Raw genomic sequence first — 13,889 nt, 5'->3', positions numbered from 1 at the left:
TCGTTACTCTCCAAAAAGCAGTTCGTACACGTACCCACTTCCCACAGCCCCAGTAAACACGAACAACATGACGAATTGCACGAATCCAGCCAAAGATGGGGACATGGCTAGTGACCGAAGCCGCCGGGGAACGAAACCACCGAGCAACTGCTGTAAATACGCCGTCTCTGAATCCTTCGAACCCGTCTCCCGACGCTCGAGTCGACGTTTCGATCGGCCCTGTTCGAACGCTCGAGCGAGGAGCCAGCGGAGTTTCGTTCGGTGTTCGAATACCTTGTGAGCGACGATAGCGTCGGGGTTGTAGACGACGCCGCGCCCGTAGCGGCGCTGGAGTCGGGTGCCGATTTCGGCCCCCTCTGAGTGGCTGTAGGAGTCGGCGTCGGGACCGAGTTCGGGGTCGAACCCGCCGAGATTCACGAAGACGTCACGGCGAAAGGAGATGTTTGATTCGAACGTGTTTCGAATTTCGTCGCCGCTCGAGGCGAATCCCGGGTACGTGACGCCGATCAGCCAGTAGAACTCTTCGGGGAGGACCGCTGGCTTTCCGGCGATCCAATCGGCGGTCATTTTTCCGCCAGCGGCGATCGCATCGGTTTGCTCGTATGTTTTTACCAGCTTCTCGATCCAGGTCGGCACTGCCGTAGCGTCGTCGTCGATGAACGCGACAACGTCCCCCGTCGCCAATTCGGCTCCTCGAGTGCGACTGTACGAGACGCCCCTGTTTTCGTCGTTGCAGTAAGCCGAAACGGCTGCGTTGTCTCCGAAGTCCGATCGAAACCGATCGAATACCTCGCGGTTTCCGTCGACGACGACTATAATCTCGATCTGGTCGTATGTTTGAGAGAGGAGACTGTCGATACACTCCGAGAAGTCGCCGTATCGATCCATCGCGTACGTGCAGGCGACGACGGAAACCTTCATTCGGCTCTCGTTTACTGTGAGCGGCGAATAAGCCTTTTCCTTCGCCCAGCGACGGTAATTCTTAGCTGTCTTCGGATAGTGAAGCGAGGCGATAACGAGTTGGAGAACGTTCTCGTCAGGTGGTTGTTCGACCTGCCAAACAAAAGTTGAGTGGCATATGACAAGGCTTATTCTTGACTTGTGTCTGGTGGAAGCTAATGAGTACGGATACCGAACACGTCGAAGAGGGTGCTGCGGCCTCGCCCTCCCTCCTCGAGACGTGGCGCGATTGGTATCACCTGCCGCTTATCGGCGTTGTGATACTGTTTATGTTCGTGACACGAGTGCTGTCGTACGGGAATTTCATCACCGACGACGGTCGGCCAGCGTTGAACGCCGTCGACTCGTGGTACCACTGGCGGACCGTCGAGTGGACGGCCGAAAACTACCCGAATACGATGCCCTACGAGATCTGGACAGGGTTTCCGACGGGGAACTACGCCGGTCAGTTCGGGACTTTGTTCGATCAGATTATCGTGACCATCGCGATGATCGTCGGTCTCGGTGATCCGTCCTCAAGCACGCTCTACTCCGTCGCACTGCTCACCGTGCCGGCGATGGCGGCACTCGTCGCGATTCCGGTCTTCTACATGGGTCGTCGACTCGGCGGTACGGTCGGTGGGCTCGTGTCGATCGCAGTCCTCGCGCTCGCACCAGGGACGTTCTTCTATCGGTCGACGGTCGGTCAGCTTCAACACCACGTTGCAGAGGTGCTGTTCATGGCACTCGCTGTCCTCTCGATGATGGTCGCGCTCCGTGTCGCTGAGCGCGAACAGCCGATTTACGAACTCGTCGCCGACAAGGACTGGGACGCGCTCCGGGAACCGGCGAAGTACAGCGCCCTCGCCGGTGTAGCACTCAGCTTGTATCTCTGGGTGTGGCCGCCTGGCGTCGTCCTCGTCGGTATCTTCGCCGTCTTCTTCACCGTTCAGCTCTGTCTCGATTACGTTCGTGGAACGTCGCCCGACCACCTCGCGTTCGTCGGTGCGATCAGCATGGCGATTCCCGCGCTCTTCATGCTCGTGATGATCGAGGAAGTTTCGCTGGGAAGTACGACCAGTTTCGGCCTCCTGCAGCCGATTGCTGCTGCCCTCGTCGCATTCGGTTGTCTGTTCATGGCCGGACTCGCTCGAGTCTGGAACAACCGGAATATCGACCGACGCTACTATCCGGCGGCGATCGGCGGATTGCTCCTCGGTGCATTCGTCGTGATGTGGCTCGCACTGCCGGATCTCTACGATACGTTCGTCGGCAACCTCACGGGGCGGCTCCTTCCGCTCGATCCATCTGACACGGGCCTCACCGTCTCGGAAGTCCAGCCGCCGGACGACTTCAACGCCCACGTCTTCGGCGAGTTCGGTGCGGCGTTTTACACGATGCTCGCCGGGCTCGCGTTCCTCGTCGCGCGGCCGTTCCTGGGGCGTGAGTTCCGTGCCGAGTACACGCTCGTCATCATCTGGTCGCTGTTCCTGATCAGCATGACGGCGACACAGGTCCGATTTAGCTACTATCTCGTGCTCGCAGTTGCCGTCGTCAACGCGATCTTCGTCGCCGACGTCGTTCGATTCTTCGACCTCGACATCCGCGGCGGCGTCGATTCGCTCCGCCAGGTCGAGACGTACCAGATTATCGTGCTCGTGTTAGTCGCGATGTTAGTGTTCGTTCCGCTGCTCACGCCGATGGCCGGCGGTGCGACCGCCTGGCAACAGGGTCAACACATGGGGCCACACCACGAGGCGATGACCTGGGAAGAGTCGAACCACTGGCTCGCCGAAAATACCCCCGAACCGGGTAACTGGGGCGAAGACGAGAATGCGGACCAACTCGACTACATGGGGACCTACGAGTATCCGGAGGACGGTGACTACGACTATCCGGCTGGCTCCTACGGCGTCATGTCGTGGTGGGACTACGGACATCTGATCACGACGCAGGGTGAACGGATGCCACACTCGAACCCGTTCCAGCAACACGCCGACTCGTCGTCGGCGTTCCTGACGGCCGAATCTGAGGATCGTGGTGAGTTAGTCCTCGATACGATCGCCGCTGGCGAAAACCCGACCGACCTCACCGACGAGGAACTCGAGACCTACGCCGAGGAGGCCGGTGACGAGGAGATGCGCTACGTCATGATCGACAGCGCGATGGCGAGTAGCAAGTTCAACGCCATTTCACAGTGGTCTGGTCCGGACTACGGCTACTACATGACGCCGCCGGATCACGACACCGATGAGCACCTCAACGTCGAGGACCTTCAGGAAGACTTCGACGAAGCACCGTTCCACGAGACGATGCTCGCACAGTTGTACTACGACGATGCGGACGGCATGGAACACTACCGCGCTGTCCACGAGAGCGAGGAGACGCCGCCGATGCTCCTCGGCACCACCGCCGAGGTGTACAACAGTCAGGTCATCGATCCACAGGCTGAAGCCGCCCAGGACCTCGAGGAGATGGGATACTCGGACGGTGACGTGATCCACATCGATGACGGCGAACTCGCACCGCCTGGTGAGGGTCAGCCGTCGATGACGATGGGCCCGATGACCGAAGCCGAAATCACTCAGATTCAGCAGGATCCGATGAACGAACTGGTCGACCTGCAAGCTGGCGTGCCGGTCCAAACGTTCGAGCGCGTCGACGGTGCGACCCTCTCCGGCGAAGTCGACGACGAAGACGAACTGCTCGGCGACAACGCGACGGCGACCGTCGACGTCGACCTCGAGACGAACGCCGATCGGACGTTCACGTACACGCAAGAAGTGGACGTCGACGACGACGGCTCCTTCGAACTGACGGTGCCGTACGCGACAGACAACGAACTCGGCGTCGAAGACGGCTACACCGACAGCGACGTGATGGCGACCGGCGACTACAACGTCTCGGTCGGCGAATTTGGAGAGGACGGCTACGAGACGCAGACCGAAGTGCCAGAAGAGGCCGTCGTCCACGGCGAGACGGTCACGCTCGAGGACTTCGAACAGACCGAACTCGAGGAGCCAGCGGAAGAAGATGACGAGGTCGACGACGAGCAAATCGACGAGGACGAGATGGAAGACGAACTCGAGATCGATGAGGACGAACTCGAAGACGAGATGGCTGACGCCGAGGACGATGGCGACGGTGCTGGCGAAGATCCCGCCGAGTAGGGATTACCACGTTTTGGCCGCTCGCCGGTTTCTGTACCTGGTTCTGATTCATCGGGCAGCGACCGAACTGTCGGCGGTGTCGTGGCTGTCACGATGCAGTCTGCTACAAAAGTAAGAAGGCTTTTGCACGCATCCGAAATACCCTCGAGTAATGCGGGAGCTTCTCGCCATCTATCTCAAGGGGTTTTCGATGGGGACGGCCGACGTCGTTCCGGGCGTCTCGGGCGCAACGATCGCGTTGATCGTCGGCATCTACGATCGATTGATTCAGGCGATTACGGCGATCGACCCGAGAGCGTTCCAGCCTGCGTTGAATCCAACCGATCCCGAGGCTCGTGCGGAGGTTCGGACGGCACTCGAGCGGATGGACGTCGTGTTCTTGCTCGCACTGGGACTCGGTATTTCGACGGCGATCGTGGTCCTCTCTCGAGTGATGCACGTCGCGGCGACGACGTATCCGGTGCCGACGTACGGCTTTTTCTTCGGCCTGATCGCCGCGTCGGCGATCGTCCTCTACAGACAGATCGATCGCTGGACGCGCGAGCGGATCTTCGTCTCGGCCGTTGCCATCGCAATCGCCTTTTTCGTCACGGGAGTGACGACGGGAGACGTCTCTCACGGGCCGTTGATGGTGTTCGTCGCCGGTGCGGTCGCGATCTGTGCGATGGTGTTGCCGGGCGTCTCAGGGGCGTTCTTCCTCCTGATTCTCGGCCAGTACGAGTACATGACGGGCGTTTTGAGCGAGTTCGTCGACGGCGTCCTCGGATTGGCGACCGGGAACGCACTCGCCCCCGTAATCGAGTCCGGCACGGTCGTCTCGATTTTCGGCGTCGGAGCGGTGATCGGTCTGTTCACGATGGCACACATCGTTGGGTACGCTCTGGAACGCTATCGAGCCGCGACGCTGGCCTTTCTGGTGAGTCTGATGGTCGGCGCGCTCCGGTTACCGGTCGAAGAAGTGGGCGGAAACCTCGGTGAAACACCCCTCGGGACGCCTGCAGTCGCCATCGTCGCAGCCGCAATCGGCGTCGGTGCCGTCCTGTTCGTCGATCGGTACACCGACGACCTCGAATACTGAGGGCCAATCGCTAACGACGACTGAGGGCCAATCGCCAATAACGACTGAGGACCACTCGAGTACTGAGAGAAAATCGGTGACTTCGGGCTAATCGGTGAGCCCTACTCCGTGAGTTCTTCGAACGCAATCGTCGGAAACCGTGGAACGACGGCACTGGGACGACGGCCGCTTCCCGTCGCTTCCAACGGCACCCGTTCGATAATTCCCTGATCGGCGAGTTCGTAGATGAATCGTTTGACCGTTCCCCTCGTCAGCTCCGAACGCTCGGCGATCTCCGTCGCGACGGCTCGAATCGGCTGCTCTTCGGAGTCGACGGTGACGAAATCGGCGAGCACTTGCTGGCGCGTCTCCGAGAGCGTGAGCACGCGATCCAAGTGGACACTCTCGTCAGGGACGTCGGCTCGAGCCGTCTCGAGGTGCTCGGGTTCGATTCGGTCGCTGCCTTCCTCGGTCGCGAGGCTGGCGGCGCTGAACAAGACCGCGAGCGCGTCGTGTGCGTTGCCATCCGCCCATATCGCAACGTCTCGAATCGTTTGATGATCGAGGCTGCCCGCCGCGAGGCCGGTCGAGACGCGGTCGGTTAGCACGTCGACGAGTTCGTGTTGTCGGTACGCTGGGACGGTGACGATTGGCTGGTCGTCCGTCCATTCGTCTGGTGGCTCCTGCCCGACCGCGACGGTCGAGACGCTGTCGGCGAGGGGCTCGAGTAACTCGCGAACGCGGCCGTAGGAGAGGGTTTGGGGTTCGTCGTGGTGATCGATTGCGACGATGGCTTTGCGGTCCGGTCGCGAGAGCCGCTCGGCGAGTCGATCCCGTAAATCGGCAGTTCCGACGCCGCTCTCGGGGACGTGGTTGTTCGAGACGACGGAGAGGACCGTTCGATAGAACGCGAAATCGCTCTCGACGCGCCGGCCGTCGACATGGATAAACCACGTTACCGGCTTCGAACTCGCGGCTCGCGTCGTCGTGCCGATCGCTCGAGTGGGTTCGCCGAGGCGTTCGTTGAGTGCACCGAAGAGCGCCGTGACGATCGCTGTCGTTCCGGATCCTGACGGGCCGACGACGGCGACTGGAGGTGGCAACTCGCCGTCGAAGACTGCCTCGAGTGCGTCGAGTAGCTGTTCTAACACGGGGCCGCGCCCGATCGGGTCCGGTCGGTGGACGACGGGGCTCAGTTGGTCGTGGTCGACGACGACAGCCCGTCCCTGTCGAGCCGACCGTCGTCGAGCGATTCGTTCCTCCAGATCCATCTCCTACTTCCCCTTGCGTTTGCGCTCTAGGCCATCACTGTCTGTTCCCACCAGCGCGGCCTCGAGCACCTCGAGCGTGTGTTTAATCTCGTAACCGGTGCCGTGGCCCATCTGCATTGAGCAGGTCGGGCACTCGGTGAGTCCGGTTTCGGCGTTCGAGTCCTCCATGTGTTCGAACATCTCCTCGCCGATTTTCATGGACGTCTCGTAGTTCTCTTCTTTCCACCCGTACGTGCCGGAGATTCCCGAACAGGAGTCGCCGACGTCGTGGGCATCGATGCCGTCAATCGCGTCGAGCACTGCTATCGTCTGTCCATCGAGTCCCTGGTTACGTGAATGACACGGTGCGTGATAGGCGAAATCGTCGTACTCATCGCCGACCGAGGTCCCCTCGAGTTCGGCCCGTAGATCCTCGTGAACGCGGAGGTACTCGACGGCGTCCCAGGTGTTCGAGGCGACGTCCTCGGTTCCATCGAAGTCGAACAGTTCGGGATACTCCTGGCGAAGCGACATCGAACAGGAGCTACAGGAGGCGATCACGTCCGCGCCGTCCTCGATGGCACTGGCGAGTTCGCGAACGTTCGTCTCGGCCGCGCGACGGGCGTCCTCGAGCATGCCGTTTGCGAACATCGGCGTGCCCGAACAGTCCTGTTCGGGCACCACGATCTCGTAGCCAAAGTGCTCGTAGACGCGGACGAGGGCTTTCGCGACCTCGGGCGTGTTGTAGTTCGAGTAACAGCCGTGGAAGTACGCGATTCGCTTGTCCTCGCTTTCGACTCGTGGCCCCCCTCGCTTTGCCCACCACTCGCGGAACGTCTCCGTGGCGAACTCCGGTAACTCCCGTTCGCTCGTGATGCCGAGAGTCTTCTCGCCCAGCCACTGCGTGATCGAAAGCCCCATCACGAAATTCGCCGTGCGGGGGAACATCGACGCCAGCGGGGCGAGACTCCGGTAGTTCGCGAGCATCCGGTTCCGGACGTACTCCCGAGAGAATTTGCTCATGTTCTCCTCGACGTACTCCCCTCGAGCCGTGTTGTGCATCTGTGAGAGGGGCACTTCGGAGGGGCAAGCGCTATCACAGCGCATGCAGTTCGAACACTTCATCACGGAGTCGTCGATGTCGTGGTCGTCCTGGCGCTTGAGTCGCCACTGCTCTGGCCCCTGGAACTTCGGTCCGGGGAACTCGTCGTCGACCTTCGCGACCGGACAGTTCGTGTCACACGTCGAGCACTTGTAACAGTCGTCCGCGCCCGGCCGGAGGTCCATCTCTTCGGCCTCCGGAAAGACCTGAATCGGTTCGAACTCGTCGTTTCCTGGCTGCTCGTCGCTCGGTTGTTCTGCGTTGCTCATGAGATCGAAATCACCACAGTCGGTTGCTCGCGTTCGAGACGGTCGCTCGAGTCGGCACGTCGGCGTCGGGTCTGGCTGTGATCGCGTCGCGATACGGGTTTTTGATCGGTCATCGTGTCGCCTCCTCTCCGGCCCGCGTGCCGGCGACGTAGCCCGTCGCGAGCGAGACGCCCGCGCCGGATTTCTCCGCGGCGTAGTCGTAGCCCCCCAGAACGGACCCAGCGGCTCGCAGATTCTCGAATTCGGGCTCGCCGTTGGGGTCGAGCGGGCGAAGCTCCCGGTCGGGGGAGAGACCGAACGCGGCGAAGGGCTGTTCGCCGAAGGCGTCGTCGACGAACCAGTCGTAGCGGTCCTCGGCGTGTGGAACGTGACAGTCGAAGATTGGCTCCGACACCTGCTCGCGGTCGGACTCGATTCCCTTCCCGACCAGTCCGCCGGTGGCCAGCACGTACTGGTCGGCTCGGTGGGGAATCTCGGCTCCGTGGCGGTCGACGACGACGTGATCGATGCGCCAGCCCCTGTCGTCGTCTCCGTCTGTCGTCTCGTACTCGACTACCGGTACGCCCGAGGTGACGCGAACACCAGCGTCCTCGAGCGCGTCGTACAGTCGCTCCTCGAGTCGCATTCCGGGCAGACTCGGAGGACCCATCGGGACCTCGAAGACGTCGACGCCGAGTTCGTCCGAGAGTGCGTTTCGGACCTCGTCGGCGTGTTCGTCGCCCAGCACGGCCGGGAACCCGACGCGCGGTTCGTCCTCGAGGTGACCCTCCACAGCAGTAACGAGCGCCGTTCGCGCGCCTGTCTCGCCACTTTCCGTCGATACCGTCTCGTCGTGATCGAGCAGGTGCGCGTAGCGCGTCACTTTGGCGTCGTCGCGGACGATGCCGGGGAACGAGAGCGTCACCCCGCGCGCCTCGAAGGGAGCACCCGCGGCCTCGAGGTGGCTCGCGGCGAGTGGGGCGTCGAAGTCCGGGAGCGTCTCGAAGCCGACGAGGAGGGTCTCTCGAGGGTCGCTCGCCAGCCCCTCGGCCGTCGAGACTGGATAGCGAGCGGTCGGTTTGACCGTCCCACCGTGGGTCGGGACGAGCGCGTTGGCGTCAGTGTGTCCACCCGCGTAGGCGTCGCCCGCGATTTCGTCGAAAAAGGCGAGCGCGTCGCGGACGGCCTGACTCCCCACGCGTTCGTAGGGATGGCCCTCGGGCAGGTCCTCGAGTGCGTCGAAGGGGTCGACGAGCGGCGCGTTCGCGTCGTCACCCGGCGCGTAGCCCAAAATATCGATCAGGCCGCTCGCGTGTCGCAGCGTGCTCTGTTTGTACGTGACGAGGCGGACTCGAGCGTCCTTCGCAGACGCCGCGGCCGCAAGCGCAGCCGTCGTGCCTGCGAGGCCGCCGCCGATTACGAGGACGTCGTCTTCGATGGCCATCTAGGCACCTCCGTCGAATCGGGCGTAGTCGACCCCAATCGATGCGTCGGCGGGATCCCGGTCTCGGTTCATCGTCGTCGCGTGGAGGGCGTAGTTGAGCATGGCCTGGGAGAGCTGTTCACCCCAGAGGGCGTGGCGCTCGCCCTTCCAGCGCTCCTGAAAGAGTTCGTCGAGTGCGGCCCGTACCGTCGCCTCGTCGTAGGTGGGGTGGAGTTCGTTCGCCATGTTCTGACAGCAAAAGCCGCCCTGACAGTTCCCCATCGAGGCGCGCGTGCGAATGCGAACGGCGTTCAGATCCGAACCCGACTGCTCGATCGCGTCACAGATCTCGGCCCGCGTAACGCCCTCGCACTGGCAGATGACCGGGTTCGCCTCGTTCGTCTCGAGGACCTCCTGTGCCCGACTGCCGAGTCGCTGCGTGCTTCGGCGAGCGACCGGTGATCGAAGCCCGAACTGGTCCATCCCGGCCTCGAGCGTTTCGATGTTCTCGCTCCCGGGGAGTGGCTCCTCGGCGGTCGCACACGACGCGCTGACGCCCAGTTTCGCACAGACGTGGTTCGAGATTTCCTCGGCCATCGCCCGGTAGGTCGTGAATTTGCCGCCGACGATGCTCGACATGCCCGAAACGCCGTCGCGCTCGGCGTGATCGAGCAGGAAGAAGTCTCGCGTGATGTCCGTTGGGTCCGTCGTTCCCGTTCCCGGCGGTTCGTACAGCGGACGAACGCCCCAGAACGAACGGATCGTCCGGGCCTCCTCGAGAATCGGGACGAGTTCCGAGAGGGTGTCGATCATCTGGTCGACCTCCCACTGTTCTTCGGGGTAGTCGTCCGGGTCCGAGACTTCCTCGTCCGTCGTGCCGAGAATCGCCGTCGTCTCGTGGGGAACGATTATGTCGGCGTCGCCTTTCGGCCGACAGCGGTTGATGACGGTGTCGACTTGCCGGACGTTCATGATGGTCATGACGCCCTTCGAGGGCCGAACCGCGACGTCGAGGTCGGCCATCGCTCCGATCTGGCCCGCCCACGCGCCCGTCGCGTTGACGACGTACTCGGCGGTGATCTCCTCGGTCGCTCCGGCGCTATTGTGCGTTCGCTTCCCGGGCCCTGACTCGTGGCGAACTGTAACGCCGTAGATGTCGTCGCCCTCACGCAGCAGGTCGATCACCTCGGCGTGAGTCTCGATGCGCGCGCCGTGATTTTGCGCGTCGAGTGCGTTCGCGACGCAGAGGCGGAACGGATCGACCGCGCCGTCGGGAACCTCAATCGCGCGCGAGATGTCGTCCGCGAGGTAGGGTTCGACCTCGCGGGCCTCGCGCCCCGAGAGCACCCGCGCGGGGATTCCACAGTCGCGACAGCCCTCGAGTTTCTCCTGAAAGTACTCGTCGGGATCCTCGGGTCGTTGGACGAACAAGCCACTGGTTTCCTCGACGCAGTGGCTCGCAACGTCTCGCAAAATTTCGTTCTCCTCGATACACTCGGTCGCACTGGCCTGATCGGAGACGGCGTATCGCCCGCCGCTGTGTAAGAGGCCGTGCATGCGGCCAGTCGTCCCGTCTGTCAGGGTCCCGCGCTCGAGGAGGGTGACCTCGAGGCCGCGCATCGCCAGATCTCGGGCGATACCACAGCCAGTCGAGCCACCGCCGAGCACGAGGACCTCGGTGTCGTCTGCCATCCCTTCGTTCGACTCTAGGTACCCCGATTCATTATTTTATCGACGCTCCTCGAACAGCCATAACATACAGCCGGGGACGGGATTCGACCGTCGAAAGTACTCGAATCGGGGCAACGCCGACACGTATTGGACTTCGCGACTGTTCGTTGGAACGGAGAATACGCTATTTTGGAGCCCTCTCGAGCAGGTCTCGATTTCTCGCAGTCGTAATGGTCAGCAACTTTTATAATGAACGTCGATATTGTTTACCAGTATCACGCGACCAGCAGTAAAATCATCGCGTGGCGACACCGAAGGGGTGAATACCAGTGACAGAAACCACATACGTCGGAGCGGTAGACCAGGGGACGACCGGCACGCGCTTTATCGTGTTCGATCACAGCGGGCAGGTTGTCGCGAATGCATACGAAACGCACGAACAGATCTATCCCGAACCGGGCTGGGTCGAACACGACCCGATGGAGATCTGGGAGAATACGAAAGCCGTCATCACGCAGGCGCTCGGGCAGGCCGGCATCAGTCCCGAGCAACTCGAGGCGATCGGCGTCACGAATCAGCGCGAGACGACGCTGCTGTGGAACGCCGATTCGGGCAAGCCCGTTCACAACGCCATCGTCTGGCAAGATCGGCGAACCACAGAACGCGTCGAAGCACTCGAGGAAGACGGGATGGTCGAGACGATCCGCGAGAAGACCGGGCTCGAGGCCGACGCCTACTTCTCGGCGACGAAAGCCGAGTGGTTGCTCGAGAACGCCGACCCGATCAAGATGGAACGCTCGCGTCCGGACGACATCCGCGACCGCGCGGAACGCGGCGACGTGCTCTTCGGCACGATCGACTCGTGGCTGATCTACAACCTCACGGGCAACCACATCACCGAGGTCACGAACGCCTCGCGGACGATGCTCTACAACATCCACGACCTCGAGTGGGACGACGACCTCCTCTCGGAGTTCGACATTCCCCGCGAGATGCTCCCCGAGGTTCGGCCCTCGAGCGACGACGATACGTACGGCTCGACGCACCCCGAAGGGTTCCTCGAGGCCGAAATTCCCGTCGCGGGCGCACTCGGCGATCAGCAGGCGGCCCTGTTCGGTCAGACCTGTTTCGACGCCGGCGACGCCAAGAACACCTACGGCACGGGCTCGTTCTTCCTGATGAACACCGGCAACGAAGCCGTCGAGAGCGACCACGGTCTGTTGACGACGATCGGTTTCCAGCGCTCCGGTGAACCCGCCCAGTACGCCCTCGAGGGATCGATATTCATCACCGGCGCGGCAGTCGAGTGGCTCGAGGACGTTTCGCTTATCGACAACCCGGCGCAGACGGCCGAACTGGCCCGAAGCGTCGATTCGACGGACGGCGTCTACGTCGTGCCCGCCTTTACGGGCCTCGGAGCTCCCCACTGGGATCAACGCGCCCGCGGGACCATCGTCGGGATGACCCGCGGCACGAAGAAAGAACACATCGTTCGCGCGACGCTCGAGTCGATCGCCTACCAGACACGAGACGTGGCGGAGGCGATGGTTGCCGATTCGGGCATCGAGATGCGTTCGCTGAAAGTCGACGGCGGCGCGGTCAAGAACAACTACCTCTGTCAGCTTCAGTCGGACATCATCGGCTCGGAGATCGTCAGGCCGGTCGTCGACGAGACGACGGCGCTCGGCTCGGCATACGCGGCCGGGCTCGCGGTGAACTACTGGGACGACGTCGACAGCCTGCGGAACAACTGGCAGGTCGACCGCGAGTTCGACCCCGAGATGGATAGCGACACGGCGGACGCGCGCTACGGGCGCTGGCAGGACGCCGTCGACCGATCGCTCGGGTGGGCTAACGACGGTGACGCAGAATGATCGAGGCGCTCACCGACCTCGCGTACATCATCGCTGCACTCGCCGGCGGCGCGTTCGGCGCGGCAATCGGTCCGCTTCCCGCATTCGTCTTCACCGGCTTCATGGTGATCGCCGGCGAGGCGTCCGCGATCGCCGGCGGGGGCGGCGCGATTACGAACGAGATCGCGTTCGGCCCGGCCTTTTCCCCCGCAGTGAGCTTCGCCGGTGGTGTGGCCGCGACGGCCTACGCCGCGAAGAAAGGGTATATGGACGGCTTCGAAGACGACTATCATCAGGCGAAAAACATCGCGCAAGCGCTCGGAACGAAACCCGACGTGCTCGTCGTCGGTGCGCTCTTCGGCGTCCTCGGCTACTGGTTGACCGTCGCGTCGGAGGGGCTTGGAATGCCCTACGATCCTATCGCGATGGGGGTCGTCCTCTCGGCGATTTTCCACCGACTCATCCTGGGATACAGCATCATCGGGAAGGTTCGAGGAAGCGGTATCCTCGACATGAGCCCCTTCGAACGCGGGGAACGCCGCACGTCTGCGGACGGCGGATCGAAAGTCGTCGACTCGAACGCCGCGACGGACGAGACACCCGAAGGTGGCGACGCCATCACGCCCGACAAAAAAGACGGAGTCGATGAGGCGAGCGCTGGTCGGTTCACCGTCGAACCGTGGCTTCCCCACCAGTACAAGTGGGGTCACGTTGCCACGCTCGGGCTCTTCGTCGGCATCCTCGGTGCGTGGATTGCGATCATGACGGAGAGTGCGTTCCTCGGATTCGGGATCAGCGCCGCGTCGCTGTTGTTCCTCAACCTCGGTATCGAGAAGGTTCCCGTTACTCACCACATCACGCTGCCCGCTGGCACCGCCGCAATGGCAGTCTACGACTTCGGTGGTAGCGACTTCTACGACACGGACCTCGTTAGTTACCAGGAAGGTGCGATATTGGCTGCCCAGTCCGCGGAAGTCGCGCTCGTCATCGGTCTCGTCTTCGGCGTGATCTGTGCCGTATTCGCCGAACTGTTCCAGCGGATCTTCTACGCCCACGGCGACACGCACGTGGACCCGCCCGCCGCAGCGATCGTGTTCGGAACGTTCCTAGTCGCGTTGCTGTACGTCGTAGGAGTCTTCCCGCACACGGTTTGGGTTCCGTGGTTCTGATCGCAAG

The 13,889-nt window shown here is 62.4% G+C and carries 9 protein-coding genes; 4 read left to right on the top strand and 5 right to left on the bottom strand.

The window, feature by feature from the left end; all coding sequences use genetic code 11:
* Positions 1-3: 3 nt before the first annotated feature.
* Complete coding sequence (gene aglG / locus BLW62_RS11200) at positions 4-921, bottom strand: glucosyl-dolichyl phosphate glucuronosyltransferase (protein ID WP_090507119.1); 918 nt, start codon at positions 919-921, stop codon at positions 4-6.
* Positions 922-1,118: 197 nt separating this feature from the next.
* Between aglG and BLW62_RS11195 the strand changes: the two genes are divergently transcribed.
* The gene (locus BLW62_RS11195; RefSeq protein ID WP_090507118.1) at positions 1,119-4,109 is read left to right on the top strand and encodes an oligosaccharyl transferase, archaeosortase A system-associated; all 2,991 of its coding nucleotides are present in this window, start codon (positions 1,119-1,121) and stop codon (positions 4,107-4,109) included.
* 151 nt (positions 4,110-4,260) lie between these two features.
* A complete protein-coding gene (locus tag BLW62_RS11190; protein ID WP_090507117.1) occupies positions 4,261-5,187 on the top strand; it encodes a DUF368 domain-containing protein in 927 nt (308 codons plus the stop codon).
* Positions 5,188-5,288: 101 nt separating this feature from the next.
* On the opposite strand, the gene BLW62_RS11185 is transcribed toward BLW62_RS11190, so the two are convergent.
* From BLW62_RS11185 to glpA, 4 genes are all read right to left on the bottom strand, one after another.
* On the bottom strand, positions 5,289-6,437 hold the full coding sequence (locus tag BLW62_RS11185) for a Cdc6/Cdc18 family protein (protein WP_090507116.1): 1,149 nt from the start codon (positions 6,435-6,437) through the stop codon (positions 5,289-5,291).
* Between the two features lie 3 nt (positions 6,438-6,440).
* Positions 6,441-7,787, bottom strand: coding sequence for an anaerobic glycerol-3-phosphate dehydrogenase subunit C (locus BLW62_RS11180; protein ID WP_090507115.1), 1,347 nt, complete (start codon positions 7,785-7,787; stop codon positions 6,441-6,443).
* A gap of 109 nt (positions 7,788-7,896) precedes the next feature.
* Entirely contained in the window at positions 7,897-9,210 is a 1,314-nt protein-coding gene (gene glpB / locus BLW62_RS11175) for a glycerol-3-phosphate dehydrogenase subunit GlpB (protein ID WP_090507114.1), read from the bottom strand.
* Positions 9,211-10,881: an anaerobic glycerol-3-phosphate dehydrogenase subunit GlpA gene (glpA, locus tag BLW62_RS11170; RefSeq protein ID WP_090507113.1), complete on the bottom strand. Its 1,671-nt coding sequence runs from the start codon at positions 10,879-10,881 to the stop codon at positions 9,211-9,213.
* A gap of 308 nt (positions 10,882-11,189) precedes the next feature.
* On the opposite strand from glpA, the gene glpK reads away from it, so the two are divergent.
* Both glpK and BLW62_RS11160 read left to right on the top strand, forming a co-directional pair.
* On the top strand, positions 11,190-12,734 hold the full coding sequence (gene glpK / locus BLW62_RS11165; RefSeq protein ID WP_090507112.1) for a glycerol kinase GlpK: 1,545 nt from the start codon (positions 11,190-11,192) through the stop codon (positions 12,732-12,734).
* Positions 12,731-13,882 (top strand): DUF7973 family transport facilitator, encoded by a 1,152-nt coding sequence (locus tag BLW62_RS11160; protein WP_090507111.1) that lies wholly within the window; start codon positions 12,731-12,733, stop codon positions 13,880-13,882. Before glpK ends, BLW62_RS11160 begins: the two co-directional genes overlap by 4 nt.
* The last annotated feature ends 7 nt before the right edge of the window (positions 13,883-13,889 follow it).

The organism is Natronorubrum sediminis (genome assembly GCF_900108095.1).
GTDB classification, from domain to species: domain Archaea; phylum Halobacteriota; class Halobacteria; order Halobacteriales; family Natrialbaceae; genus Natronorubrum; species Natronorubrum sediminis.
Note: the sequence above shows the minus strand (reverse complement) of the source record. Positions and strands in the feature narration are given on the sequence as shown.

Excerpts from the sequence above, each read along its gene's own strand:
- BLW62_RS11190 (WP_090507117.1), top strand. The coding sequence starts at position 4,261 with ATGCGGGAGCTTCTCGCCATCTATCTCAAGGGGTTTTCGATGGGGACG.
- glpB (WP_090507114.1), bottom strand. The coding sequence starts at position 9,210 with ATGGCCATCGAAGACGACGTCCTCGTAATCGGCGGCGGCCTCGCAGGC.
- glpA (WP_090507113.1), bottom strand. The coding sequence starts at position 10,881 with ATGGCAGACGACACCGAGGTCCTCGTGCTCGGCGGTGGCTCGACTGGC.
- BLW62_RS11160 (WP_090507111.1), top strand. The coding sequence starts at position 12,731 with ATGATCGAGGCGCTCACCGACCTCGCGTACATCATCGCTGCACTCGCC.
- aglG (WP_090507119.1), bottom strand. The coding sequence starts at position 921 with ATGAAGGTTTCCGTCGTCGCCTGCACGTACGCGATGGATCGATACGGC.
- BLW62_RS11180 (WP_090507115.1), bottom strand. The coding sequence starts at position 7,787 with ATGAGCAACGCAGAACAACCGAGCGACGAGCAGCCAGGAAACGACGAG.
- BLW62_RS11185 (WP_090507116.1), bottom strand. The coding sequence starts at position 6,437 with ATGGATCTGGAGGAACGAATCGCTCGACGACGGTCGGCTCGACAGGGA.
- BLW62_RS11195 (WP_090507118.1), top strand. The coding sequence starts at position 1,119 with ATGAGTACGGATACCGAACACGTCGAAGAGGGTGCTGCGGCCTCGCCC.